The organism is Comamonas thiooxydans, from assembly GCF_000964545.1.
Taxonomy (GTDB): Bacteria; Pseudomonadota; Gammaproteobacteria; order Burkholderiales; family Burkholderiaceae_C; genus Comamonas; species Comamonas thiooxydans.
The window spans coordinates 128,015-152,516 of sequence record NZ_BBVD01000001.1 but is presented as its reverse complement, the minus strand read 5'-3'; the positions used below and the strand labels follow the sequence as shown (position 1 = coordinate 152,516).

The following is a 24,502-nucleotide window of genomic DNA, read 5'->3' as shown; positions in this document are numbered from 1 at the left end:
ACGTATGTCTGCAGTAGCTGCAACACCTTTCTCCTTCAAGGATTTCCTCAAGAGCTTCATGCTCTGGGAACTGGCCAAGGGCATGGCCCTGACTGGCCGCTACACCTTCCGTCGCAAGATCACGGTGCAGTTCCCTGAGGAAAAAACACCTCAGTCGCCACGCTTCCGTGGTCTGCACGCCCTGCGCCGTTACGAAAACGGCGAAGAGCGCTGCATTGCCTGCAAGCTTTGCGAAGCCGTGTGCCCTGCCATGGCCATCACCATCGAGTCCGATGTGCGTGACGACGGCTCGCGCCGTACCACGCGCTATGACATCGATCTGACCAAGTGCATCTTCTGCGGCTTCTGCGAAGAAAGCTGCCCGGTGGACTCCATCGTGGAGACGCACATCTTCGAATACCACGGCGAAAAGCGCGGTGATCTCTACTTCACCAAGGACATGCTCCTGGCAGTGGGTGACCGTTATGAAGCCGAGATCGCTGCCAACAAGGCAGCAGATGCCAAGTACCGCTGAAGCGGCTCCTTGATCACTTGAAAAGATTCGATCCATGGACGCCAAAACTGGTTTTTTCTATCTGTTCTCGGTCGTGCTGCTGTTTGCAGCCTTCCGGGTTGTCACGGCTCGCAACCCTGTGCACGCCGTGCTCAATCTGATTCTGGCCTTCTCGCAGGCTGCCGCCATCTGGCTGCTGCTCAAGGCTGAATTCCTCGGCATCGCTCTGGTGCTGGTCTATCTGGGCGCTGTGATGGTGCTGTTCCTGTTCGTGGTGATGATGCTCGATATCCGTATCGACTCCATGCGCCGCGGTTTCTGGAAGCATTTCCCGTTCGCCGCCCTGATCGGTGTGCTGATCGCCTTTGAAATGGGCATGGTGCTGATGGGCGGTTTCGGTGATGTCGAAGACGCCAAGGCTGTTGGTGCGACCATGGTCAATGCCGCCGGCCAGACCGTTCCTTACTCGAACACACAGGCTCTGGGCAAGCTGCTGTACACGGAATACCTGTATCCCGTGGAAATTGCGGCCGTGATCCTGCTGGTGGCCATGATTGCCGCAATTGCCCTGACGCTGCGCAAGCGCAAGGACAGCAAGGCCATGAACCCTGCAGATCAAATTCGTGTACGCGCCTCTGACCGCATCAAGCTGGTCAAGGTCGACAGCACCAAGCCTGCACAAAAACCTGACGCTGAAGCCGCGGCTGCAGCGCCTGCTGTGGAGACAAAAGCATGACGCTGACTTTGGGCCACTTCCTGACGCTGGGTGCCATGCTGTTTGCACTCTCCGTGGTTGGCATCTTTCTGAACCGCAAGAACCTGATCGTCTTGCTCATGGCCATCGAGCTGATGCTGCTGGCCGTGAACATGAACTTTGTCGCGTTTTCCAGCTATCTGGGCGACATGCACGGCCAGGTGTTCGTGTTTTTCATCCTGACAGTGGCTGCTGCTGAATCGGCCATCGGTCTGGCGATCTTGGTGCTGCTGTTCCGTAACAAGACAAGCATCGATGCGGAAGATCTCAACGCCCTCAAGGGTTGAGTCCGCCGTAACTTGCAAGGTTCTCAAGAAATGAGTCAAACCCTTTCTGCATCCATGCTGCTTGCGGTGCCGTTGGCACCGCTGGTCGGCTCCGCACTCGCGGGTATCTGGGGCACGGCCTTTGGCGGCAACAAGATTGGTCGCACCGGCAGCAGTTCCCTGACGATTCTGAGCGTGCTCCTGGCCTTCGTTCTGTCGGCCCTCACGTTCAAGGCTGTCGTGTTCGACGGCGCAAAGTTCAACGAAACCATCTACACCTGGATGGTTGTCGGTGGCCTGAAGATGGAAGTCGGTTTCCTGATCGACTCCATCACGGCCATGATGATGTGCGTGGTGACCTTTGTGTCGCTGATGGTTCACATCTACACCATGGGCTACATGGAAGAGGATGACGGCTACAACCGTTTCTTCTCCTATATCTCGCTGTTCACCTTCTCCATGTTGATGCTCGTGATGAGCAACAACCTGCTGCAGCTGTTCTTCGGCTGGGAAGCCGTGGGCCTGGTGTCCTATCTGCTGATCGGCTTCTACTACAAGAAGCCTACGGCCATCTTCGCGAACCTGAAGGCCTTCCTGGTCAACCGCGTGGGTGACTTCGGCTTCATTCTGGGTATCGGCCTGATTGCGGCCTACACCGGCACGCTGAACTACTCTGAAATCTTTGCCAAGCTGCCAGAGATCCAGAACACCCAGCTGCCCGGTACGGGCTGGCTGCTGGTGACCGTGACTGCCATCTGCCTGTTCATCGGCGCGATGGGCAAGTCGGCCCAGTTCCCGCTGCACGCCTGGCTGCCGGACTCCATGGAAGGCCCCACGCCTATCTCCGCGCTGATTCACGCAGCGACCATGGTGACGGCTGGCATCTTCATGGTGTCGCGCATGTCTCCTCTGTATGAGCTGTCGGATGTTGCGCTGAACTTCATCCTGGTGATCGGCTCCATCACAGCGCTGTTCATGGGTATCCTGGGCATCATCCAGAACGACATCAAGCGCGTGATTGCGTACTCCACGCTGTCCCAGCTGGGCTATATGACCATCGCTCTGGGTGTGTCGGCCTACTCGGTGTCTGTGTTCCACCTGATGACCCACGCCTTCTTCAAGGCGCTGCTGTTCCTCGGTGCGGGCTCCGTCATCATGGGCATGCACCACAATCAGGACATCCGCTGGATGGGCGGCGTGCGCAAGTACATGCCCATCACCTGGATCACCTTCCTGCTGGGTAACCTCGCGCTGATCGGCACGCCGTTCTTCTCGGGCTTCTACTCCAAGGATGCCATCATCGAGGCGGTTCACGCTTCCAACCTGCCTGCTGCCGGCTTTGCCAATTTTGCAGTTCTGGCCGGTGTGTTCATCACGGCTTTCTACTCCTTCCGTCTGTACTTCATCGTCTTCCACGGCAAGGAGCGCTACGACCAGAACCCCGATGCCCACCATGATGACCACCACGGTCATGACGACCACGGCCATGGCCATGATGCCAAGCCCCACGAGTCGCCTCTGGTGGTGACCGGTCCTCTGGTGCTGCTGGCCATTCCTTCGGTGGTGATCGGTGCGATTGCGCTGATGCCCATGCTGTTTGGCGACTTCTTCAAGGGCGTGATCCACGTCGATGGCCCCAAGCATGGCGCCATGGCCGAACTGGCCGAGAAGATCCACGGCTGGGTGCCCATGGCACTGCACGGCTTCACGGCTGCACCGTTCTGGCTGGCTCTGGCCGGTGTGGTGGTGTCCTATGTGTTCTACATGGTCAAGCCCGAGATTCCTGCCGCCATCATGGCTTTCTCCAAGAAGATTGGTCTCTACCAGGTTCTGGAAGGCAAGTACGGCGTGGACTGGGTGTACGAGAACATCTTCGCCCGCGGCTCCCGTGCCTTCGGTACCTTCTTCTGGAAGGCCGGCGATCAGGCCATCATCGATGGCGCCATCGTGAACGGCTCCTGGAAGCTCATGGCCAAGTTCGGTCAGTGGGTGCGCGGCCTGCAAACAGGCTATCTCTATCACTACGCGTTGGTCATGCTGCTGGGTATCGTTGCCCTCATGACGTACTTCGTGTGGCTCAACAAGTAGTAGGGGAAGAACAAAAATGGGTTTGTTGAGTCTTTCTATCTGGGTGCCGATTGCTTTTGGCGCCCTCCTGCTGGCCTTCAGCAAAGAAGGGCAGGCCAACGCGGTGCGCTGGCTGGCACTGATCGGTGCGCTGATCGGTTTTGCGGTGACCATTCCTCTGGTCACCGGCTTCGACACCACGACTGCCAATATGCAGTTTGTGGAGAACGCGCTCTGGATTGAGCGCTTCAACATCCACTACCACCTGGGCGTGGATGGCATCTCCATGTGGTTTGTGCCGCTGACGGCCTTCATCACCGTCATCGTGGTGATCGCCTCTTGGACCAACATCACCGAGCGCGTCAACCAGTACATGGCCGCTTTCCTGATCCTGTCGGGTCTGATGATCGGTGTGTTCGCGTCTCTGGATGGCATGCTGTTCTATGTGTTCTTCGAAGCGACTCTGATCCCGATGTATCTGATCATCGGTATCTGGGGTGGTCCGAACAAGATCTACGCAGCCTTCAAGTTCTTCCTGTACACCTTGATGGGCTCGCTGCTCACACTGGTCGCTCTGATCTATCTGTACACCCAATCGGGCGGCAGCTTCGAGATCCTGGACTGGCACAAGCTGCCCCTGTCCGGTACCGCACAGACGCTGATCTTCTTCGCCTTCTTCGCCGCTTTTGCGGTGAAGGTGCCCATGTTCCCGGTCCACACCTGGCTGCCTGACGTTCACGTTGAAGCTCCTACCGGCGGTTCCGCCGTGCTGGCCGCCATCATGCTGAAGCTGGGTGCCTATGGTTTCCTGCGCTTCTCTCTGCCCATTGCTCCCGATGCGGCGCATGAGTGGTCGGGCCTGATGATCACGCTGTCGCTGATTGCCGTGATCTATGTGGGTGTGGTGGCTCTGGTGCAAAAGGACATGAAGAAGCTGGTAGCTTATTCGTCCGTGGCTCACATGGGCTTTGTGACCCTGGGCTTCTTCATGTTCAACAACCTGGGCATCTCCGGTGGCCTGGTGCAGATGATTGCCCACGGTTTCGTGTCCGGCGCCATGTTCCTGTGCATCGGCGTGCTGTACGACCGCGTTCACTCCCGCGAAATCGCCGCTTACGGCGGTGTGGTCAACACCATGCCCAAGTTCGCTGCCTTTGCCCTGCTGTTTGCCATGGCCAACTGCGGTCTGCCTGCAACCGCCGGTTTTGTCGGCGAGTGGATGGTGATCCTGGGTGCCGTGCAATACAACTTCTGGATTGGTCTGGGCGCTGCAACCGCTCTGATCTTCGGCGCTGCCTACACCCTGTGGATGTACAAGCGCGTGTACCTGGGTGCCGTGGCCAACGACCATGTGGCTGAACTCAAGGACATCAACTGCCGCGAATTCCTGGTGCTGGGCCTGCTGGCTGCGGCCGTGCTGGTCATGGGTCTGTATCCCAAGCCCTTCACCGATGTGATGGATGTGTCTGTGGCAGAGCTCATCAAGCATGTGGCTGTGAGCAAGCTCAACTGACCAGACTGAAACGAGAGACACGAGATGATTGACAACATCAGCTGGCTGGCGATCTACCCGGAGATCACTCTCCTGGTCATGGCCTGCGTCATTGCCTTGGTGGACCTGGGCGTTAAGAGCGCCCGTCGCACCGGCACCTATGTTCTGACCATGCTCACCCTGCTTGTCGTGGCGGTGATGCAAGGCATGTACGCCGCGAGCGGCAATACCTTCTACGGCTGGGGCAACATGGTTGTCTCGGACGCCATGGGCAACTGGCTCAAGTGCTTTGCCACTATCGCCGTGATGATCACCATGGTCTACGGCCGCCCTTATGCGGCCGAGCGCGACATGCTGCGCGGCGGTGAGTTCTTCACACTGTCCATGCTGGCCCTGCTGGGCATGTTCATCATGATCAGCGGCAACAACTTCCTGGTCCTGTATCTGGGCCTGGAGCTGCTGACACTGTCCAGCTATGCGCTGGTGGCTCTGCGCCGTGACCACACCGTGTCCGTCGAAGCCGCCATGAAGTACTTCGTTCTGGGCGCCATGGCTTCCGGTTTCCTGCTGTACGGCATGTCTATGCTCTACGGCGCCACCGGTTCGCTGGATATCGGACAGGTCTTCAAGGCCATCAATTCCGGTGAAATCAAGCACCAGGTGCTGGTCTTCGGTCTGGTCTTCGTGGTCGCCGGTCTGGCCTTCAAGCTGGGTGTGGTTCCCTTCCACATGTGGGTGCCCGACGTTTACCAGGGTGCACCTACCGCCATCACTGCCTTGATCGGTGGCGCACCCAAGCTGGCTGCCTTTGCCATGACCATCCGCCTGCTGGTGGACGGCCTGCTGCCGCTGGCCATCGATTGGCAGCAGATGCTGATGGTGCTGGCCGTCTGCTCGCTGCTCATCGGCAACCTGGCCGGTCTGCAGCAGACCAGCCTCAAGCGCATGCTGGCTTACTCGACGATTTCCCAGATGGGCTTCGTGCTGCTGGGTCTGATGTCGGGTGTGGTGGACGGCAAGGTCGATCCTGCCACCGTCGAAAATGCCTACAGCTCGGCGATGTTCTACATCGTGACCTATGTGCTGACTGCCCTGGCTTCCTTCGGCGTGATCCTGTTGCTGGCCCGCGAAGGCTTTGAAAGCGAAGAGATCGCCGATCTGGCCGGCCTGAACCAGCGCAGCCCGCTGTACGCCGGCGTGATGGCGATCTGCCTGTTCTCCATGGCCGGTATTCCTCCGCTGGTCGGCTTCTACGCCAAGCTGTCCGTGCTGCAGGCACTGGTCGCTTCGGGCAGCAGCCTATACATCGGTCTGGCCGTGTTCGCCGTGATCATGTCGCTGATCGGCGCCTTCTATTACCTGCGCGTGGTCAAGGTCATGTACTTTGATGCTCCAATCACTGCTACCAGCGTGTCTGCCCCTCTGGATGTACGCGTTGTGCTGACGATCAACGGTGCGCTGGTTCTGCTGCTGGGTATCCTGCCCGGCGGTCTGATGGCCTTGTGCGCTGACGCCGTTGTGCGTGCCCTGGCTTCCTGATAAGACGAATGTGATGAGGGCTTGATGCCCTCATCGCTTTTTCTAGGAATGGCTTTGTGTCTATAACCGCCTCTATCTGGCTCATCATCTTGGCTGCCCTTGTGGCAGCCAATTTGCCTTTTATCAACCAGCGTCTGGGCATCATCGGCCCCGTCATGGCCGGTCGCAAGCCGCTGTGGGTGCGCCTGCTGGAAATGATTGCCCTGTACCTGCTGGTGGGCGGCCTGGGCTTGCTGCTGGAGCGTCGCGCCGGTCAGATATCTCCCCAAGGCTGGGAGTTCTATGCCATTACTGCTACGCTGTTTTTGACGCTGGCATTTCCCGGCTTCGTTTATCGCTATCTGGTTCACCGCAAGGGTTGAGTGGCGCCATGAAAGTGCTTGATCTTCACTGCCCTGCAGGCCATGTCTTTGAAGGCTGGTTTGCTTCGGAAGATGATTTTCAGAATCAGCTGCAGCGCAAGCTGGTGGAATGTCCTGTTTGCGGCGACAGTGATGTGACCAAGCGCTTGAGTGCTCCCCGTCTCAATCTGGGCGCACAGCCGCCCAAAGCTGCCCAGACTGCGAAGCCGGCTCCTGCCGCAGCGCCGGAGCTTCCCGTCGCCGTACCCGAGATCAGCGCCGAGGCGCGGGCACATCTGCAGTCCATGCATGCCGCCTGGATGCAGTGGTCGCGCCAGGTTGCGCAAAATACCGAGGACGTCGGCAAAAAATTCGCCGAAGAGGCGCGTCGCATTCACTACGGTGAAACCGAGGAGCGTGCCATTCGCGGCCAGACCAGCGCCCAGGAGGCCATGGAGCTGCTGGAAGAGGGCATTGGCGTTCTGCCCCTGGCCTTGCCCGAGTCGGCCAGTGGCGAAGGCGGCAGCGGCAGCCTGCAATAAGCCCAGACCTTCACTCTCCCTTGCACGACGCCAGGGGCTGTAGCTTCAGCTCAGTTGCTGATAGATCGCGTTGGCCAGAGTCTGCAGGCGCTCGCGCGGCAGGGAGGCACTCAAGGCATAGCCTTGCCGGCCGTCGATCCAGTAAAAGCCATGGCTTGCACCGTCGCTGCTCCATTGAAAGGAGGCAGGGGCGGTGGTGGCTGCCGTCCCGGGCTTGAGCACTGAGACATACAGGGTGACGCGCTGGCCGGCCTGATCCTCGTACATGAACTGGGCGCGGGCCTGGCCGGTCTCCCCGGGCAGCAGCCGCCCGCCCATGAGATGAAAGCCCTGGGCTTCCAGCACCGGCGGCTTGAGTGCAACGCCCAGCCGCTTGGACAGCCACTGCACCAGATGCGCCTGCTGCTGTGCCGCGACCTCGACGGGGTGGCGCTGCTCGGGCACATAGACGGCATGGGCAGCAGCCGCCTCGCGGACAAAGCCTGGCAACTGCACGGCCGTGTCCGCTGGCAGCGAGCCGGATTTTTGCTGGCCTGCACCATAGCCAAGTCCCAGGCCCACGCTGAGCATGATGCCTGCGGCCAGCGCATGTTGCCAGCGCCACTGCAGCGCCGGCTTTTGCAGGGATAGTATGAGCCGGGGCGGGACCGGCTCTTCGAGCAATTGCGCATGCAGAGCCTGAAGGCCCGCGTTCTGGGCCTGAATGGCGGCCATGCGCGCTGCTTCTTCGGGGTGTTCGGCCAGCCATTGCGCCACGGTCGCAGCGGCATCGGGCTGCAACTCTCCATCCACCCAGGCATGCAGCGTGGTTTCATCGGGGCGCTGGGGTGTCATTGCACTTTCCTTCATTTGACAGCCCTCAACATGGTCGTCGCGGGTCTTTCTCCTTCCATGAGGCGCCTGAGCTGCTCGCGGGCGCGCGAGAGGCGCGACATCACCGTTCCCACGGGAACGCCCAGCATCTGCGCGGCTTCGCCATAGCTGAACTGCTCCATGCCGATCAGCAGCAGCACCTCGCGTGCCTGCGGCGTGAGATGGGACAGGGCCCGCTCCAGATCCAGTTGCAGCGTCAGTCTGGGCATGGGGTCGTGAGGCGTGTCCTGCGCCTCGTCAAGCTCCACCATGCGATGCCGCGAGGACTGCTGCCACTGATTGGCATAGAGGTTGTGCATCAAGGTCAGCAGCCAGCTGAGCAAGGCCTTTTGCACCTGCTCGGTCGAGGCGGCGGCCGGCGGCTGCCACAGGGCCCACTTCTGGCAGGCGCGCTCCAGGGTGTCCTGCACCAGATCGTCTGCCAGTGCGGCATCGCCCGCCAGCGCACGCGCATAGCGGCGCAGGCGGGGAATATGGACCAAGGCGGCGTCGACCTTCACTCAAGGCTTGGCGACATGCCAGCTATTGTTGAGAAAGCCGTCACCCGTCATGTCGCCGGGCTTGGCATCCTTGACCCAGTGATAGAGGGGGCGGCCCTTGTAAGCCCACTGCTTGCTGCCGTCGTCGCGCATCACCACGCTCCAGTCGCCGATCGGCGCCGCATTCGCGGGGGCCATCAAAGGCGGCCAGTTGGTGGCGCAGCCGCCGTTGCAGACGCTTTTGCCGGAGCCTGCGGCATCCTTGTCAAAGACGTAGAGCGTCATCTGGGTCGGTCCGACCAGCACGCCGTTGAGGGTGGTGGCAGGGGATTTTGCCGAAGTGACCGAGCCGGTCGAGCAGGCCGCCAGCAGGGCGGCGGAAGCTAGCGTCAGAGAAGCGATGCGAAACATGAGGTCTCTCCTTGTGGTTGACCTGCAGTAAACAGTTCTGCAAGGGGTTTTATTCCATTCGTTTTCACGCAGGAACTCAAGAGCAGCGCGGCAGGTCTTGCAGGCATGGCCTCAGGCATCGATTGCTGAATAATTTGATAGCTGCTATTGCCGATTGAGTATTTATTTCATGGATAAAAGAGCATGAAATTCATATGAGGCAATCGGAAGAAGCTTTTAAATTAATAGCGATATGGCTGTTCTTTGTCGCCCTTGGTTTTTAAGGACGACAAATGGCAAGCATATTTGCGAGCATTGGGCTAGTAACCCGGTTACTCCAGTGGGAATTGAGCGACTCAGGGTTTACGGCATCAGGGCCAATCTGGGGAGCGCTGTGCTATGAGGGCGCATTTCGCCCAGTCTTACTAATATTGATAGCGCAATATGTATAAGGCATAAGCTTTTTTAGAGATTCCGAAGTGGATGCTGACATTCCCGGGGATGCCGCTGTCTCTGGCGTGGCTTGCAGTTGCGATGAGTTTGAAGTTTGCAGTTACTTCTGTTGTTGCTATTTGTTTTATGGAAGATTAGGGAAAGCATAAGTCTGATGGCTCTTCATTCCTAGGAGTTTCCCGCTGCGGCACTGCAGCATGAAAGACCAAGATGCCGCTCAGGCAGAGGAAGTACAGCAAGTTGCTCCCCTCTTTGTTTTGCAGCATTCAGGACTGACGGCCAGCGCATGAGCGACCTTATTCTCGAAACCAGGCAACTCACCAAAGAGTTCAAAGGCTTTACCGCCGTCAGCAAGGTGGATCTGGCCGTGCAGCGTGGCTCCATTCACGCGCTGATCGGGCCCAATGGAGCAGGCAAGACCACTTGCTTCAATCTGCTGACCAAGTTTCTGGAGCCCACTTCCGGGAGCATCCAGTTCAACGGACTGGACATTACCCGCGAGGCGCCGGCACAGATTGCGCGACGCGGCGTGATTCGCTCGTTTCAGATTTCCGCCGTGTTTCCGCACTGCACCTTGCTGGATAACGTGCGCATAGGCCTGCAGCGCCAGCTGGGCACGGCCTATCAGTTCTGGACCAGCGAGAAGACGCTCAATCAGCTCAATGACCGCGCCATGGAACTGCTGACCGAAGTCGGGCTGCAAGACCTGGCCGATGAAGTGACCGTGAACCTGCCTTATGGGCGCAAGCGCGCCCTGGAAATTGCGACCACGCTGGCCATGGAGCCCGAGCTGATGCTGCTGGACGAACCCACACAGGGCATGGGCCATGAGGATGTGGATCGCGTGACCCAGCTCATCAAGAAGGTCTCTGCCGGCCGCACCATCCTGATGGTGGAGCACAACATGAAGGTGATTGCCACCATCGCCGATCGCATCACCGTGCTGCAGCGCGGCGCCGTTCTGGCTGAAGGGCGCTACGAAGAGGTTTCGCGCAATCCGCAGGTGATGGAAGCCTATATGGGGACCACGGACGGGCAGCTTCAGGGAGGGCATTGAATGCTCCCCCTGTGCCGCTCACGCGGCTTCCCCCTGAGGGGGACGGCAGCCTCGGTGCGGGGCGGCCCTTCCTCACTGCCTCTTTGATGGTTTCGTGCGTGATTTGAGTGATACGAATGAATAAGACAAGTACTCCGGCGCTGGAAATTTCGGGACTCAATGCCTGGTATGGCGAATCCCATGTGCTGCATGGCATGGATCTGGTGGTCAATCCCGGCGAGGTGGTGACCCTGCTGGGCCGCAATGGCGCGGGACGCACTTCCACGCTGCGCGCCATCATGGGGCTGACCGGCTCGCGCAAGGGCTCGATCAGGATCAATGGCGTGGAAACCATTCACATGCCCACGCACAAGATCGCCCACCTTGGGGTGGGTTACTGCCCCGAGGAGCGCGGCATTTTCTCCAGCCTGTCCTGTGAAGAGAATCTGATGCTGCCGCCGCCGCTCAAGACCGGCGAGCCGGGGATGAGCATCGACGAGATCTACCAGATGTTCCCCAACCTCTATGAGCGCAGGAACAGCCAGGGCACGCGCCTTTCGGGCGGCGAGCAGCAGATGCTGGCCGTGGCGCGGATCCTGCGCACGGGCGCGCGCCTGCTGCTGCTCGATGAAATTTCCGAAGGCCTGGCCCCCGTCATCGTCCAGACCCTGGCTCGCATGATCACCACGCTGCGCGAAAAGGGCTACACCGTGGTGATGGTGGAGCAGAACTTCCGCTTTGCCGCGCCGCTGGCCGACCGCTTCTATGTGGTCGAGCACGGTCATGTCGCTTTGCGCTTCGGAGCCAGCGAACTGGACGAGAAGATGTCCGTACTCAACGAGCTGCTGGGTGTCTGAGCCTGCAAGCAATTCCATTTCGTTCATAACAAAGAACCAACCCGTGGAGATAAAGATGAAAGCAAAACTGAGCGTTCTCTCGTGCATGCTGGCCGTGGCCGGCCTGTCCAGCCCTCTGGCCCAGGCCCAGGAAAAGGTGAAGATCGGTTTCGTCACCGATATGTCCAGCCTGTACGCCGACGTGGAGGGCAAGAACGGTGCGGTCGCCATGCAGATGGCAATCGACGACTTCGGCGGCAAGGTCCTGGGCCAGCCTATCGAGCTGGTCAGCGCAGACCATCAGAACAAGGCCGACATCGCCGCGTCCAAGGTGCGCGAATGGATTGATACGCAGGGCATCTCCATGGTCTTCAGCGGCACCAATTCCGGCACGGCACTGGCGGTTTCCCAGATCGCCAACGAGAAAAAGCGCGTTCACTTCAACAGCGGCGCGGGTTCTTCCGCGCTGACCAACGAGCAGTGCAACCCCTATACCGTGCACTACGCCTACGACACCGTGGCCCTGGCCAAGGGCACGGGCGGTGCGGTGGTGGATCGCGGCGGCAAGGACTGGTTCTTCCTGACGGCCGACTATGCATTCGGCCAGGCACTGGAGGCCGACACCACCAAGGTCATCAACGCCAAGGGCGGCAAGGTGCTGGGCTCGGTCAAGCACCCGCTCAACGCCTCGGACTTTTCGTCCTTCCTGCTGCAGGCGCAAAGCTCCAAGGCGCATATCCTGGGTCTGGCCAATGCGGGCGGCGACACCATCAATGCCATCAAGGCCGCCAAGGAGTTCGGCATCAACAAGACCATGAAGACCGCCGGTCTGCTGGTCTTTCTGACCGACATCCACAGCCTGGGCCTGAAGAACACCGAAGGCCTGCTGCACACCACCAGCTGGTACTGGGACATGAACGACGAATCGCGCAAGTTCGCCAACAAGTTCTTTGCGAAGACCAAGCGCATGCCTACCGATGTGCAGGCCGCCGACTACTCGGCCGTGATGAACTACCTGAAGGCCGTGGAAGCGGTGAAGACCACCAATGCCGACAAGGTGATGGCCCATCTCAAGAGCACGCCCATCAACGACTTCTACGGCAAGGGCGTGATCCGTCCCGACGGCACTTTCGCCCACGATATGTATCTGGTCGAAGCCAAGAAGCCCAGCGAATCCACCAAGCCCTGGGACTACCTCAAGGTGCTGACCAAGTTGCCTGCCGATACGGTCTGGACCACCAAGGCCGAAACCAAGTGCGCGCTCTGGAAGTAATGGCGCTACCGGTTTGATGCACACCTCACCCTCACCAGCGTATCTCTCATGGAAATCTTCGGCGTTTCATTGCCCGGCCTGATGAGCCAGCTCCTTCTGGGGCTGGTCAACGGTTCGTTCTACGCAATTCTGAGTCTGGGCCTGGCCGTGATCTTCGGCCTGCTCAATGTCATCAACTTTGCGCATGGCGCCCTGTTCATGCTGGGGGCCATGTGCACCTGGATGGCCATGAGCTATTTCGGCATCAACTACTGGGTGATGCTGATCCTGTCGCCGGTGCTGGTGGGGATTCTGGGGGTGTTGATCGAGCGCTTTTTGCTGCGCTGGATCTACAAGCTCGATCATCTCTACGGCCTGCTGCTGACGCTGGGGCTGTCGCTGCTGATCGAGGGGGTGTTCCGCTCCGTCTATGGCGTCTCGGGCCTGGGCTATGACACGCCCGAGCTGCTCGAAGGCGCGACCAATCTGGGCTTCATGATCCTGCCCAATTACCGTGCCTGGGTGGTCGTGGCTTCCATCGTGGTGTGCGTGGCAACCTGGTTTGTGATCGAGAAGACGCGCATCGGTGCCTATCTGCGTGCCGGTACCGAAAACCCGCGCTTGGTTGAGGCTTTCGGCGTCAACGTGCCCGTGATGATCACGCTGACCTATGCCTTCGGTGCCGCGCTGGCGGCTTTTGCCGGCGTGCTGGCCGCTCCCGTCTACCAGGTCACGCCGCTGATGGGGCAGAACCTGATCATCGTGGTGTTTGCCGTGGTGGTGATTGGCGGCATGGGCTCCATCATGGGATCGATTCTCACCGGTCTGGCGCTGGGCGTCATCGAAGGGCTGACCAAGGTTTTCTGGCCTGAAGCATCGTCCACCGTCGTGTTTTTCATCATGGTCATTGTTTTGCTGATTCGCCCCGCTGGCTTGTTCGGTAAAGAAAAATAAGAGGGGCACGACATGAAATCCAAGACGCTTGTTCAACGCATTGCCCCCGTGGGCTATGGCCTGCTGCTGCTGGGCCTGATCGTCGCGCCCTTCCTCGGTGCCTATCCGGTTTTTGTCATGAAGCTGATGTGCTTTGCACTGTTTGCTTCGGCCTTCAATCTCTTGCTGGGCTATACGGGTCTGCTGTCCTTCGGCCACGCCGCGTTTCTGGGCGGTGCGGCCTATGTGGCTGGCTACACCATCAAGGCCTGGGGCTTTACGCCCGAAGTCGGCATGTTGCTGGGCACGGTGGTCGGTGGTCTGCTGGGCCTGATCTTTGGCTGGCTGGCCATCCGTCGCCAGGGCATTTATTTCTCCATGATCACGCTGGCGCTGGCACAGATGCTGTTCTTTGTCGCGCTGCAGGCCAAGTTCACAGGCGGCGAAGACGGCCTGCAGGGCGTGCCGCGCGGCAAGCTGTTCGGCGTGATCGATCTGAGCAGCGATATGGTCATGTACTACGTGGCGCTGATCATCGTGGCAGCGGCCTTTCTGCTCATCGTGCGCACCATTCATTCGCCGTTCGGGCAGGTGCTCAAGGCCATCAAAGAGAACGAGCCGCGCGCCATCTCCCTGGGCTATGACGTCAACCGCTTCAAGCTGCTGGCCTTTGTCATCTCTGCGGCCCTGACGGGTCTGGCCGGCTCTCTGAAGACTCTGGTGCTCGGCTTTGCGACCTTGTCCGATGTGCACTGGACCACCTCCGGGCATGTGATTCTGATGACGCTGATGGGCGGCTTGGGCACGCTGTCGGGTCCGCTGCTGGGCTCGGCCGTCGTTGTGGCGCTGGAAAACAAGATCGGCGAGTTCGGTACCTTTCTGGCGCACACCACGGGAGTGGAGTGGTTTGGCACGCTGGGCGAATCGGTCACCATCGTCACCGGCCTGATCTTTGTGCTCTGTGTGCTGCTGTTCCGCAAGGGCATCATGGGCGAGTTGATCGCCTGGCTGTTGCGTCGCAAATAAGGCGCTTCGCCCTCTCTCCAAAGGCCGCATCTGCGGCCTTTTTTATTGTCCTGACTTCAGCGTGGAAATCGAAATTTCAGAGATTCCTGAAATTCCTGGTACACGTTTGCAAGCGATGGACTTTATTTCTCACAACAATGGACTTTTTTTCTCATTTCAAGAATGCCTGAGTGCAGCCGGATGCCGGTGCGCGTGCAGGCGCATACAGTTCGAGGTTCGATATGACACATCGGGAGCAGGCGCAGCCCTTGGCCGCGCGCATCTGGCTCTGGGTTCTGGGGGCGGCGCTGGCACTTGCCGGCCTGTTCTTCTTGATAGGCGGTGGCAAGCTCATCAGCCTGGGCGGCAGCTGGTACTTTTTGCTCGCTGGCCTGGGGCTGCTGCTATCCGGCGTGCAACTGGTTCGCCGCCGCGTGAGCGGCGCATGGTTCTACCTTGGCACTTTCGGCGCGACCGTGTTGTGGGCGCTGGCCGAAGTGGGCCTGGATTACTGGAGCCTGATTTCGCGTCTGCTGGCGCTGACCTTTGCAGCCGTGGTGGTGCTGGCCAGCATGCCCTTGCTGCGCAAGGCTGGCGAGCCGGGCAAGGCGCCATTTGCTGCAGCGGCGGTCATGCTGGTGGCTGGCATGGCGGCCTTTGTGTCCATGTTCCAGATTCACCCCGAGGTGCAGACCCCGTCTGCCGTGGCACGCAAGCCTGTGGATGCGGCCAGCGAGCAAAAGGACTGGAGTCATTACGGCAACAGCAGCAACAACGACCGCTTTGCCGCGCTGGATCAGATCAACGTGGACAACGTCAGCCAGTTGCAGGTGGCCTGGACTTTTCGCACCGGCGACGTACCCAAGTCCACAGGCGCCGGCGCTGAAGACCAGACCACACCGCTGCAGGTGGGCGACAAGGTGTTTGTCTGCACGCCCAGCAACAACGTGATCGCGCTCGACGCAGACTCTGGCAAGCAGCTGTGGCGTCATGACACCAACTCCCATGTGGGCGGTGTGTGGGAGCGCTGCCGCGGACTGGCCTACTTTGATGCGGATGCCGCACTGGTTCAGCCCAGCGTGCCGGGATCGACTCCGGTGCAGGCGGTGAGCCTGCCTGCTGGCGCCGCCTGCAAGCGCCGCATTCTGATGAACACCATCGATGCACGTCTGTTTGCCATCAACGCAGATAATGGCGAGTTGTGCGGCGAGTTCGGCGATCACGGCGTGGTCGACCTCAAGCAGGGCGTCGGCACTATTTCGAATCCCGCGTTCTACACCCTGACATCGGCGCCCACGGTGGCCGGCACCACGGTGGTGATCGGCGGCCGCGTGGCCGACAACGTACAGGTGGACATGCCCGGTGGCGTGATTCGCGGCTTCGATGTAATGACTGGCGCACAGCGCTGGGCGTTCGACTCGGGCTCGGCCACGCCCAATGAAGTGCTCAAGTCCGGCGAGACCTACACCCGCTCATCGGCCAATGTCTGGGCGGGAACAACTTACGATCCCAGCTCCAATACGGTGTACCTGCCCATGGGATCGGCTTCGGTGGACCTGTATGGCGCCACGCGCTCTGCAGCGGACCTGAAGTACGGTGCGTCCATCCTCGCGCTGGATGCTGCCACGGGCAAGGAGAAATGGGTGTACCAGACAGTGCACAACGACTTGTGGGACTTCGACCTTCCCATGGCTCCCACACTGATCGATTTCCCTTTGCCGGACGGCAAGACGACGCCAGCGCTGGTGGTCGGTACCAAGGCCGGTCAGATCTTTGTGCTGGACCGCCACAGCGGCAAGCCGCTGACCAAGGTGGAGGACATTGCCGTCAAGCCCGGTCATATTCCTGGCGAAAAGTATGCCCCGACCCAGCCTCTGTCCGTGGGCATGCCGCAGATCGGCGCCAAGACCCTGACCGAAGCCGATATGTGGGGCGCGACGCCGGTGGATCAGCTGATCTGCCGCATCAAGTTCAAGTCCATGCGCTATGAAGGCCTGTTCACCGCGCCTGGCACCGATGTGTCGCTGAGTTTCCCGGGTTCGCTGGGCGGCATGAACTGGGGCGGCCTGTCTGCGGATCCCGGCAACAATCTGATCTTTGTGAACGACATGCGTCTGGGCCTGTGGGTGCAGATGATGCCCCAGCAGAAAAAGGACAAGCTGTCCGACGGCGGTGAAGCGCCCAACACCGGCATGGGTCAGGTGCCGCTGGGAGGCACTCCCTATGCGGTGATCAAGGACCGCTTTATGTCGCCTCTGGGCATTCCTTGCCAGAAGCCTCCGTTCGGCACGCTGACCGCCATCGACATGAAGACCCAGCAAGTGGTCTGGCAGGTGCCCGTGGGCACGGTGCAGGATCAGGGTCCCATGGGCATCAAGATGCGCATGCCCATGCCTGTGGGCCTGCCCACACTGGGCGGCACGCTGGCGACCCAGGGCGGTCTGGTGTTCTTTGCCGGCACGCAGGATTACTACCTGCGCGCCTGGGATAGCGCCACCGGCAAGGAAATCTGGAAGGGCCGACTGCCAGTTGGCAGCCAGGGCGGCCCCATGACTTACAAGTCGCCCAGGACCGGCAAGCAATATGTGGTCATCTCGGCCGGCGGTGCCCGTCAGTCGCCCGACCGCGGTGACTACGTGATTGCCTACGCGCTGCCCGATAGCGGCAAATAAGCGACGCAGGCATTGAACCCGAACAGCCATGGCTCATCAGAGCCATGGCTTTTTTCATCGCCGGGCAGCGACCACACGCAGTGGGAAGCGTGGGGGCCTTTTTTCATGCCTGCGCTGCGTGTTACGCTCGCGCGCTTGAGTCAATGGAGATGTGGTCGTGAGCGAGCAGCAAGGTCCTGAAACTTCACTGAGCCAGCAGCCTTCGGCAGACGAGGCGTCGGCCGATATGCGCCGAGCCCTGCTGGATGCGGGCAAGACCGAGTTTGCCAATTACGGCTATGACGGAGCGCGGCTGGAACGCATTGCCGCCAAGGCGGGCTGCGCCAAGCGCATGCTCTACTACTACTTCGGCAACAAGAAAGACGTGTACCTCGCGGTCATCGAGCAGAGCTACTCGGATATTCGCGAGTCGGAGGAGCAGCTCAATCTCGATGCGCTGGAGCCCTTGCAGGCGCTGCATGCGCTGGCGCAAAGGAGCTTCGAGTATCACGAGCAGAACCAGGAGTTCACGCGTCTGGTGCTGCAGGAGAATTTCCAGGGCGGCGAGATGCTGGGCCAGATCTCCAAGACCGAGCTGTTGCGCAAGGCGGCGCTGGAGCCGATCGAGCGCATTCTGCAGCGCGGCGTGGCGCAGGGCCTGTTCAAGGACCAGCTGAGCGCGGTCGATGTCCACTATCTGATTTCGGCCCTGTCCGGCTTCCGCGTGGATCATGCCGCGACCTGGCAGAGCCTGCTGCAGGTCGATCTCTTGGGCGAGAGCTTGCGCGAACGCCATCTGCAGCTTCTGCTCGATCAGCTCGGCGCTCTGGTGTGCAAGCCCCAGGCCCTAAAGCCTTAGCGCATTCGCATAGCCTGTCATCTCCAGGTAGCCGTTGCCCACGCGGCGGCTTGTGCCATCGGCGCTTATGTTGCGCAGCTCGCACAGACCCTCCCAGTAAATGGCACCGGTGCTGGCGCGGCTGTCCAGTTCCTGGTCGTCCACCAACGCATGAACCTCGAAACGGCCCGCCGGTGTCTGCACGCTCCAGGCCACAGGGTAGCTTGCTTTGCTGTGCGGGCTGCTCCAGTGGCGCAGCGGTTTGAACCGTACCTGATCGGCGGCAAAGATTTGCGCAGTCTGGTTCTGTGCACGAAATGAGCCGCCGGCCCAGAGCGCCGAACCATTGTGGCGGCGAAGATGAAAGGCTGTGAGGGCGCTGCCGTCATCGAGATTCATGCCTATCCAGTCCCAGCCCTGAGCCTCAGGGTCCATGATGGCCGCGCTGCATTCATGGTCCAGCCAGGCGCGGTTGTGTGCGCTGGCTTGCACAGGCAGCTGCTGCCCGCCCACGGTGATGGAGCCGCCGACCTTGAGCTGAGGCTGACTGTAGTAGTAGCTGGCCTGTTCCTCACGCGGGCCTTTGCGTGAAAGACCATTCAAGCCCTGCAAAAGCAGTGGCTGCGTGCTGTCAAATTCAAGATCCAGTATGAAGTCCTGGTTGCTCAGCAGAGCTCTGTAGCGACTGGCTTCGCTGGCGCTTCGTCCTGGTACGGGTCGACGCTGGAGATACCAGTCGTTGATATGCACATCGGTATCGTTTTCGCTGGCTCCGGCCAGGCCCAGTCCCGCGCGCGCCATGCGCTGGTCGTGGCGTAGCTTTTGGCCCTCGACATCGCACAGGGCCGCATGGGCGAAGATCAACTGCTTGGCCGCAAGAGCCGATTGCAGGCCTTGCGCGGCTTCGATGCGCGAGCGAAAGAAAGTCAGCTGAAAGCCCCAGGGCTTGCCGCCGGCCTGCAACTGTCCGGTGATGTACCACCACTCCGTCTGCAGATCAGGGTGGCTGCCGAAGTCGCGTGGAAACTGCAAGGTTCTGGACGGCAAAGCCATGCCTGGCAGAGGCAGGCCCAGGGTAGCCCAGCCCAGCCCGGCAGCAGCCAGCCTCTGCAGGGACTGCCTGCGTGACAAGGCCAGCAGTGCCGGTTGTTGAGGCTGGGAGGGCGTGGGCTGATAAGGCATGGCCCATTGTCGCCCAGCCGATCAGCGCAATGTCATGAGCTTCGAGGTGCTGCTTTGCGCTGCCTCAGCCGATATCGATCAGGGGAACGATCACCATCCAGCTGACTCCGAAGCGGTCGGTCACCACGCCAAAACGGCGCGCAAAAAACGTGGTGTCCAGCGCCATCTGTACCTTGCCGCCCTGGCCGATGGCGGCAAAGATGCGGTCGGCCTCATTCTCGCTGGGCGCGGTGATGGACAGAGAAAAGCCTTTGAAGTCCGGCTTGCCGCTGTTCATGCCGTCAGATGCCATGATTTGCGTCTCGCCAATCTGGACATTGGCGTGCATGATTTTTTCGGGATCCATCTGTCCCGGGCCGCAGCCTTGCTGGGTCGATGACTCGGGCTGCGGAGGAGCATCCTTGTAGCGCATCAGCATGGTGATCTCGGCCCCAAGTGCGGCCTGGTAGAAATCCAGGGCCTCTTCGCAGCGGCCATCGAAAAAGAGATAGGGCTGGATTTGCATACGAACTCCTCGCAGCGGTGAAGGTTTCATTGTGCGCTGCGCAACGGCGCAATCATGTGAAAAACGCTGACAGGGGTGCAGGTATAGCTACCAGTCCTCCTTGACGGCCAGCACCGCGTCGGCACTGGCGGCCCGGCGTCCGGCCAGCCACGCGGTGATGACGCCTGCCAGCACCACGGCAGCGCCCAGCGCCAACAGGCGCAGCAGGGGCAGGCGCAGCTCCATGGTCCAGTGAAAGCTCTGCGGGTTGACCACATGCACGAGGATCACGGCCACGCCCAGGCCCAGCAGCGTGCCCGCGATGGTGCCCAGCATGGTCCAGGCCAGACCCTCGGCGGCAACCACGCTCAGCACATTGCGCCGTGTCAGGCCCAGATGGGCCAGCAGCCCGAATTCCTTGCGTCTGGCCAGTACCTGGGCGCTGAAGCTGGCCGCAATGCCGAACAGGCCTATGCCTATGGCCACGGCCTGCAGCCAGTAGGTGACGGCAAAGCTGCGATCGAAAATGCGCAGGGAGCGCTCGCGCAGCGCCTGGCTGCTGACAAACTCCAGCGCAGGGGGTGACTGCCCCGGCGTGCCGAGGGCCTGCTCTATCGCTGCTTGCAGATCGGTGCCAGACAACTGGCTTTGGGACTCCGGCCAGACGGCGATCTCGCTGATCTGCGCAGCATTGCCTGCATGACCCACCAGTGCCAGGTAGTCCTTCCAGTCCAGGGCCACGGCACCGAACTGACGCACATAGTCGCGCCACACGGATGCTATGTAAAAAGAAGCTCCCGGCGTTTGGTGGTCATGGGTTTGAAGGCTGAAAGCCTTGGAAAGCAGCGGCCACGCATCACCGGGCTTCAGGCCATAGAGCTGGGCCACGGCTTCGCTGATGTGCACGGCAATGCCTGGGCGAGTCTCATGGATGGGGCCTTCCACCCAGGGAAGCAGCATGGCCTGCTGCCCTTGAAGAGGTCGAATCAGCAGACTGATGGCCGGGCGCTCGGGGCTCAGCACCAACTGGCTGCTGCGCATGGCCTGGGCACGCGCTATGCCGGGCAACTGCTCCAGGCGCTGCGCCGCATCGGCCGGCAGCAGAGCTGCATCGACACGGCTGGAGCCGCCGGCGGCGCGCACATACATGGGGGCGGGCAACACGGCATCCAGCCACTCCATCATGCTGCCGCGAAAGCTGGTGACCATCACCGTCAAGGCTACGGCCAGGCTCAGGCTTGCCACCACACCGCCCACGGCCACGGTAGTGGCGTGGCGCATGCGCCGCGCGCGCTCCAGCGCCAGCATGGCCAGCGGCTGGCGCGAGAAGGCCTTGGGTACCAGTCCCAGCACCGAACCCAGCAGCCGGGGCAGGGCTGACATGCCGCCCAGCAACAGCAGGCCCACGGCCATATAGGCCGCCAGCGGGATACCTGCCACCGGTGGCATAAAGGCCAGCACCAGGCTGGCTGAAAGCAGCGTCACTGCGGGCCACAGGCGCGGGGCTCTCTCATGCGTGCTGCCCAGTCCCTTGAGCGTGGTCGCTGGCGGCAAATCCATGGCGGCGCGTGCGGGCCACCAGGCTCCGGCCAGCGTGGCGGCAAGGCCCAGCAGACCGAAGACCAGCGCTGCCACAGGGCTCCAGTGCAGGGCTGGCTGCACGCCGGCAAAGAAGCCGCCGCCCAGATCGCCGCCCAGCACCTGCAGCGCCACCCAGGCCAGTGCCGTACCCAGCGCAATACCGGCCAGGCTGCCTATAAGCCCCAGCGCCAGCGCTTCCAGCAGCACCAGTGCCATGCGCTGGCGCGGCGTGGCTCCGAGCACGGCCAGCAGCGCAAACTGCGGCGCGCGCTGTGCCACGCTGAGCGCCAGTACCGAGAACACCAGAAACGCTCCCGTGAACAAGGCCACCAGCGCCAGCACCGTGAGGTTGACGCGGTAGGCGCGCGACATCTCGCCCACGCGCTGCTGATCGTCGCTGGGCTGCTGGATCAATACCTGGTCTTGCCAGGCCGGCAGGGCGTGCAGGGCGGTGGTCACTTGACTGCGGCTGGCGCTGTCGGTCAGCAAAAGGTCCAACCTGTCGATACGGTCAAACAGGCCGAGCTTTTGCTGCAGTGCGCCAATGTCCATGACTGCGACCGGTGCGCCGCTGGCGGCGACCGTGCCCGCAATGCGAAGTTGCTGGGCCTGGCCGTTGAGCAGCCATTGCATGGGGGCGTTGGCGGCCTGTTCAGGATTCAGACGCAGGGCCTGCAAGGCGGCGGCATTGAGAAATACGGCATCGGGAGCAAACAGATCGAGCCGGTTGCCGCCTTCAAACAGGCGCGGCATCAGGGCCGGGGCGACAGGTGCCAGTTTGAGGGCATCGCTGCCGAGCACGCGCAAGCTCACGCCTTGCGCTGCTCCTAGCGTGCCGCGCGTCTGCAAATCTGCAGTGCTGCCCGGCAGCAACACCGTGGTTTCGACCCAGGGAACGGCGGTGGCGATGCCCCGGGTCTGCGCCACCTGCGGATAGAGTGCCAGCGGCAGACCGCCCTGCATGGCGTGCAGTTGCAGATCGGGCTGGCCGTTGACGCTGCGTACCGCCCTGGAAAATTCGTCCAGTGCCGACTGGTTGATCACATGGACGGCAAAGCCCAGTGCCACGCCAAGCATGATGGCAATCAGCGCCGTGGCCGTGCGCCAGGGATGCTGGCGCAGCTCCTGCCAGGAGAAGCTGCTCAGCAGCATAAGAAGCGGGGGGCGTGCAGTCACAGGCCTAGCGATGTTTGCTGCGACACCGAGAGCTCGGCCTGCATGCCGCCGGCCGTCAGCCGCAGCACGCGGTCGGCGCGTCTGGCCGCTTCTGCGGAATGGGTGACGAGCACCAGCGCCGTGCCGTTGTCGCGGGTTTGCTGCAGCAGCAAATCCATGATCTGCTGGGCTGTGGATGGGTCCAGATTGCCCGTGGGCTCATCGGCCAGCAGCAGAGGCGGCGAATGCACCAGGGCTCGCGCTATGGCCACGCGCTGCAACTGGCCGCCGCTGAGCTGCTGGGGCAGGCGCTGGCCCAGACCCGCGAGTCCCACGGCTTGCAGCACCTGCTGCACGCGCTGCTGACCCTGGCCGTCCATGCGCCCGAGCAGCATCAGCGGCAGGGCAACGTTCTGCGCCACATCGAGATGGGGCAGGACATGAAAGGCCTGGAACACAAAGCCCAGATGCGCGCGCCGCCAGATGGCACGCCGGGCTTCATCGAGCGTGGAAAGATCCGTGCCGTTGTGCAGAACCCGGCCTTGCTGCCAGCTGTCCAGCCCGGCCAGGCAGTTGAGAAAGGTGGACTTGCCCACGCCGGAGTTGCCGACGATGGCGACAAACTCGCCGGCGGCGATCTCGCAGCTCACCTGCGCGAAGACCGTGGTCTGGGCCTCGCCCTCGCCATAGCGTTTGGCAAGGTCGCTGACCTGCAGCAGCGGATGGGCGTAGGGTGAGTCGGTGGCAGCCATGCAGCGATCTTAACGATGGGCGGCTGCGGTCGTGGTGCTTAGCTGGCGTCTTGCTGTGCCGCGTCAATGGCAGCCATGGCGGCATCCAGCAATTGCTGCTGGGCGCCGGGTGCATCGCAGGCAATGGCATGGCGCTGGGGCATGGAGCGTAGCCAGGTGATCTGGCGCTTGGCCAACTGGCGTGTGGCGGCGATGCCGCGCTCGCGCAGGCCCGCCATGTCCAGCGGCTTGCCGGGATCGGCCTCCAGCGCGTCCAGCACTTCCCAGGCTTGGCGATAGCCCACGCAGCGCATCGAGGGCAGGTCCAGATGGAGATCGCCGCGTGCGCGCAGGCTGCGCACTTCGTCGAGGAAGCCTTGCTCCAGCATGAGATCAAAGCGCAGCGCAATGCGCTGATGCAGCCAGGCTCGCTCTGCAGGCTCCAGCGAAAAAAGCGTTGCAAGTCCCATCTGTTCGGCAGGGCCCGTCTTTTTCCTGGTCGTGTGAAAGCTTGAAAGCGGTTTGCCCGAGACATGCCAGACCTCGAGTGCGCGCTGGATGCGCTGGCTGTCGCCGGGGGCCAGGCGTGCTGCGGTGACGGGGTCCACCTGGGCTAGTCTGGCATGCATGGCTGGCCAGCCCAGCTCGGCGGCCTGCGCGTCCAGCATGGCGCGCACTTCGGGGTTGGCTGCGGGCATATCGTCCAGCCCGTCCATCAGCGCCTTGAAATACAGCATGGTGCCGCCCACCAGCAGAGGTATGGCCTGGCGGGCGCGGATTTCGGTAACCAGCTTTTGCGTGTCGCGCACGAACTCGGCCGCGCTATAAGCCTGCAGTGGATCGATGATGTCGATGAGGTGATGCGGCACGGCAGTCAGCTCGTCCCTTGTAGGCTTGGCTGTGCCGATGTCCATGCCCTGGTAGACCAGGGCCGAATCCACGCTGATGATCTCGGCCTTCTGCCCGCGCTGTGCCAGCCGCTCGGCCAATGCCAGCGCTGCCGCAGTCTTGCCCGAGGCAGTGGGGCCGGCAATGGCGATACAGGGCAGGGCGTGGGCAGCAGTCATGGGGCGAAATCCGTACAGGTCAAAGCACAAGAACCAATGACCGCCGGTCATTGGTTCTTGCT

The 24,502-nt window shown here is 61.4% G+C and carries 23 protein-coding genes; 15 read left to right on the top strand and 8 right to left on the bottom strand.

Annotated features, from left to right (window positions below):
* The first annotated feature begins 4 nt into the window (after window positions 1-4).
* From nuoI to Cth01_RS00645, 8 genes are read left to right on the top strand one after another with little or no spacing between them, the layout of a single operon-like run.
* Window positions 5-514, top strand: a complete 510-nt coding sequence (gene nuoI / locus Cth01_RS00680) for an NADH-quinone oxidoreductase subunit NuoI (RefSeq protein WP_003057824.1) — start codon at window positions 5-7, stop codon at window positions 512-514.
* A gap of 34 nt (window positions 515-548) precedes the next feature.
* Complete coding sequence (locus tag Cth01_RS00675) at window positions 549-1,229, top strand: NADH-quinone oxidoreductase subunit J (protein ID WP_003076492.1); 681 nt, start codon at window positions 549-551, stop codon at window positions 1,227-1,229.
* A complete protein-coding gene (gene nuoK / locus Cth01_RS00670) occupies window positions 1,226-1,534 on the top strand; it encodes an NADH-quinone oxidoreductase subunit NuoK (protein WP_003057821.1) in 309 nt (102 codons plus the stop codon). The genes Cth01_RS00675 and nuoK overlap by 4 nt, the downstream gene beginning before the upstream one ends.
* Window positions 1,535-1,564: 30 nt before the next feature.
* The gene (nuoL, locus tag Cth01_RS00665) at window positions 1,565-3,601 is read left to right on the top strand and encodes an NADH-quinone oxidoreductase subunit L (protein WP_174446994.1); all 2,037 of its coding nucleotides are present in this window, start codon (window positions 1,565-1,567) and stop codon (window positions 3,599-3,601) included.
* Between the two features lie 16 nt (window positions 3,602-3,617).
* Window positions 3,618-5,093 (top strand): NADH-quinone oxidoreductase subunit M, encoded by a 1,476-nt coding sequence (locus tag Cth01_RS00660; protein ID WP_003064396.1) that lies wholly within the window; start codon window positions 3,618-3,620, stop codon window positions 5,091-5,093.
* A 24-nt stretch (window positions 5,094-5,117) separates the two neighbouring features.
* The gene (nuoN, locus tag Cth01_RS00655) at window positions 5,118-6,611 is read left to right on the top strand and encodes an NADH-quinone oxidoreductase subunit NuoN (RefSeq protein WP_003064398.1); all 1,494 of its coding nucleotides are present in this window, start codon (window positions 5,118-5,120) and stop codon (window positions 6,609-6,611) included.
* A gap of 56 nt (window positions 6,612-6,667) precedes the next feature.
* Window positions 6,668-6,973 (top strand): DUF2818 family protein, encoded by a 306-nt coding sequence (locus tag Cth01_RS00650; protein WP_003076486.1) that lies wholly within the window; start codon window positions 6,668-6,670, stop codon window positions 6,971-6,973.
* Window positions 6,974-6,981: 8 nt separating this feature from the next.
* Window positions 6,982-7,494: a DUF1178 family protein gene (locus Cth01_RS00645; protein ID WP_034389394.1), complete on the top strand. Its 513-nt coding sequence runs from the start codon at window positions 6,982-6,984 to the stop codon at window positions 7,492-7,494.
* Between the two features lie 45 nt (window positions 7,495-7,539).
* On the opposite strand, the gene Cth01_RS00640 is transcribed toward Cth01_RS00645, so the two are convergent.
* From Cth01_RS00640 to Cth01_RS00630, 3 genes are read right to left on the bottom strand one after another with little or no spacing between them, the layout of a single operon-like run.
* Window positions 7,540-8,328, bottom strand: coding sequence for an anti-sigma factor family protein (locus Cth01_RS00640; RefSeq protein WP_034389395.1), 789 nt, complete (start codon window positions 8,326-8,328; stop codon window positions 7,540-7,542).
* Window positions 8,329-8,339: 11 nt separating this feature from the next.
* Window positions 8,340-8,867 carry an RNA polymerase sigma factor gene (locus Cth01_RS00635; RefSeq protein WP_045838308.1) on the bottom strand — a complete coding sequence of 176 codons (528 nt, stop codon included), beginning with the start codon at window positions 8,865-8,867 and terminating at the stop codon, window positions 8,340-8,342.
* Window positions 8,868-9,257 (bottom strand): COG4315 family predicted lipoprotein, encoded by a 390-nt coding sequence (locus Cth01_RS00630; RefSeq protein WP_003064405.1) that lies wholly within the window; start codon window positions 9,255-9,257, stop codon window positions 8,868-8,870.
* Between the two features lie 718 nt (window positions 9,258-9,975).
* Between Cth01_RS00630 and Cth01_RS00625 the strand changes: the two genes are divergently transcribed.
* The 7 genes from Cth01_RS00625 (at window position 9,976) to Cth01_RS00595 (ending at window position 18,261) form a co-directional block, all read left to right on the top strand.
* The gene (locus Cth01_RS00625; protein WP_045838307.1) at window positions 9,976-10,746 is read left to right on the top strand and encodes an ABC transporter ATP-binding protein; all 771 of its coding nucleotides are present in this window, start codon (window positions 9,976-9,978) and stop codon (window positions 10,744-10,746) included.
* 116 nt (window positions 10,747-10,862) lie between these two features.
* A complete protein-coding gene (locus Cth01_RS00620) occupies window positions 10,863-11,582 on the top strand; it encodes an ABC transporter ATP-binding protein (RefSeq protein ID WP_003064410.1) in 720 nt (239 codons plus the stop codon).
* A gap of 55 nt (window positions 11,583-11,637) precedes the next feature.
* On the top strand, window positions 11,638-12,834 hold the full coding sequence (locus tag Cth01_RS00615; protein ID WP_034378762.1) for an ABC transporter substrate-binding protein: 1,197 nt from the start codon (window positions 11,638-11,640) through the stop codon (window positions 12,832-12,834).
* Between the two features lie 48 nt (window positions 12,835-12,882).
* Window positions 12,883-13,767 carry a branched-chain amino acid ABC transporter permease gene (locus Cth01_RS00610; RefSeq protein WP_003057801.1) on the top strand — a complete coding sequence of 295 codons (885 nt, stop codon included), beginning with the start codon at window positions 12,883-12,885 and terminating at the stop codon, window positions 13,765-13,767.
* 12 nt (window positions 13,768-13,779) lie between these two features.
* The gene (locus Cth01_RS00605) at window positions 13,780-14,772 is read left to right on the top strand and encodes a branched-chain amino acid ABC transporter permease (RefSeq protein ID WP_034389398.1); all 993 of its coding nucleotides are present in this window, start codon (window positions 13,780-13,782) and stop codon (window positions 14,770-14,772) included.
* A gap of 221 nt (window positions 14,773-14,993) precedes the next feature.
* Window positions 14,994-17,423, top strand: coding sequence for a membrane-bound PQQ-dependent dehydrogenase, glucose/quinate/shikimate family (locus tag Cth01_RS00600; protein WP_045838377.1), 2,430 nt, complete (start codon window positions 14,994-14,996; stop codon window positions 17,421-17,423).
* 157 nt (window positions 17,424-17,580) lie between these two features.
* The gene (locus Cth01_RS00595; RefSeq protein WP_034389400.1) at window positions 17,581-18,261 is read left to right on the top strand and encodes a TetR/AcrR family transcriptional regulator; all 681 of its coding nucleotides are present in this window, start codon (window positions 17,581-17,583) and stop codon (window positions 18,259-18,261) included.
* Here Cth01_RS00595 and Cth01_RS00590 read toward each other — a convergent pair.
* From Cth01_RS00590 to miaA, 5 genes are all read right to left on the bottom strand, one after another.
* Entirely contained in the window at window positions 18,250-19,422 is a 1,173-nt protein-coding gene (locus Cth01_RS00590; protein WP_045838306.1) for a lipocalin-like domain-containing protein, read from the bottom strand. The two genes, Cth01_RS00595 and Cth01_RS00590, sit on opposite strands and share 12 nt — an antisense overlap.
* A 64-nt stretch (window positions 19,423-19,486) precedes the next feature.
* On the bottom strand, window positions 19,487-19,927 hold the full coding sequence (locus tag Cth01_RS00585) for a VOC family protein (protein WP_034378766.1): 441 nt from the start codon (window positions 19,925-19,927) through the stop codon (window positions 19,487-19,489).
* Between the two features lie 87 nt (window positions 19,928-20,014).
* Complete coding sequence (locus Cth01_RS00580) at window positions 20,015-22,639, bottom strand: FtsX-like permease family protein (protein WP_045838305.1); 2,625 nt, start codon at window positions 22,637-22,639, stop codon at window positions 20,015-20,017.
* A 20-nt stretch (window positions 22,640-22,659) separates the two neighbouring features.
* Window positions 22,660-23,394, bottom strand: a complete 735-nt coding sequence (locus Cth01_RS00575; protein ID WP_045838304.1) for an ABC transporter ATP-binding protein — start codon at window positions 23,392-23,394, stop codon at window positions 22,660-22,662.
* Window positions 23,395-23,432: 38 nt separating this feature from the next.
* Complete coding sequence (miaA, locus tag Cth01_RS00570; RefSeq protein ID WP_045838303.1) at window positions 23,433-24,440, bottom strand: tRNA (adenosine(37)-N6)-dimethylallyltransferase MiaA; 1,008 nt, start codon at window positions 24,438-24,440, stop codon at window positions 23,433-23,435.
* Between the last annotated feature and the right edge of the window lie 62 nt (window positions 24,441-24,502).

Excerpts from the sequence above, each read along its gene's own strand:
- Cth01_RS00630 (WP_003064405.1), bottom strand. The coding sequence starts at position 9,257 with ATGTTTCGCATCGCTTCTCTGACGCTAGCTTCCGCCGCCCTGCTGGCG.
- Cth01_RS00645 (WP_034389394.1), top strand. The coding sequence starts at position 6,982 with ATGAAAGTGCTTGATCTTCACTGCCCTGCAGGCCATGTCTTTGAAGGC.
- Cth01_RS00610 (WP_003057801.1), top strand. The coding sequence starts at position 12,883 with ATGGAAATCTTCGGCGTTTCATTGCCCGGCCTGATGAGCCAGCTCCTT.
- Cth01_RS00575 (WP_045838304.1), bottom strand. The coding sequence starts at position 23,394 with ATGGCTGCCACCGACTCACCCTACGCCCATCCGCTGCTGCAGGTCAGC.
- Cth01_RS00640 (WP_034389395.1), bottom strand. The coding sequence starts at position 8,328 with ATGACACCCCAGCGCCCCGATGAAACCACGCTGCATGCCTGGGTGGAT.
- Cth01_RS00615 (WP_034378762.1), top strand. The coding sequence starts at position 11,638 with ATGAAAGCAAAACTGAGCGTTCTCTCGTGCATGCTGGCCGTGGCCGGC.
- Cth01_RS00580 (WP_045838305.1), bottom strand. The coding sequence starts at position 22,639 with ATGCTGCTGAGCAGCTTCTCCTGGCAGGAGCTGCGCCAGCATCCCTGG.
- nuoL (WP_174446994.1), top strand. The coding sequence starts at position 1,565 with ATGAGTCAAACCCTTTCTGCATCCATGCTGCTTGCGGTGCCGTTGGCA.
- nuoN (WP_003064398.1), top strand. The coding sequence starts at position 5,118 with ATGATTGACAACATCAGCTGGCTGGCGATCTACCCGGAGATCACTCTC.
- Cth01_RS00625 (WP_045838307.1), top strand. The coding sequence starts at position 9,976 with ATGAGCGACCTTATTCTCGAAACCAGGCAACTCACCAAAGAGTTCAAA.
- nuoI (WP_003057824.1), top strand. The coding sequence starts at position 5 with ATGTCTGCAGTAGCTGCAACACCTTTCTCCTTCAAGGATTTCCTCAAG.
- Cth01_RS00585 (WP_034378766.1), bottom strand. The coding sequence starts at position 19,927 with ATGCAAATCCAGCCCTATCTCTTTTTCGATGGCCGCTGCGAAGAGGCC.
- Cth01_RS00620 (WP_003064410.1), top strand. The coding sequence starts at position 10,863 with ATGAATAAGACAAGTACTCCGGCGCTGGAAATTTCGGGACTCAATGCC.
- Cth01_RS00660 (WP_003064396.1), top strand. The coding sequence starts at position 3,618 with ATGGGTTTGTTGAGTCTTTCTATCTGGGTGCCGATTGCTTTTGGCGCC.
- Cth01_RS00605 (WP_034389398.1), top strand. The coding sequence starts at position 13,780 with ATGAAATCCAAGACGCTTGTTCAACGCATTGCCCCCGTGGGCTATGGC.
- Cth01_RS00600 (WP_045838377.1), top strand. The coding sequence starts at position 14,994 with ATGACACATCGGGAGCAGGCGCAGCCCTTGGCCGCGCGCATCTGGCTC.
- Cth01_RS00590 (WP_045838306.1), bottom strand. The coding sequence starts at position 19,422 with ATGCCTTATCAGCCCACGCCCTCCCAGCCTCAACAACCGGCACTGCTG.
- Cth01_RS00675 (WP_003076492.1), top strand. The coding sequence starts at position 549 with ATGGACGCCAAAACTGGTTTTTTCTATCTGTTCTCGGTCGTGCTGCTG.
- miaA (WP_045838303.1), bottom strand. The coding sequence starts at position 24,440 with ATGACTGCTGCCCACGCCCTGCCCTGTATCGCCATTGCCGGCCCCACT.
- nuoK (WP_003057821.1), top strand. The coding sequence starts at position 1,226 with ATGACGCTGACTTTGGGCCACTTCCTGACGCTGGGTGCCATGCTGTTT.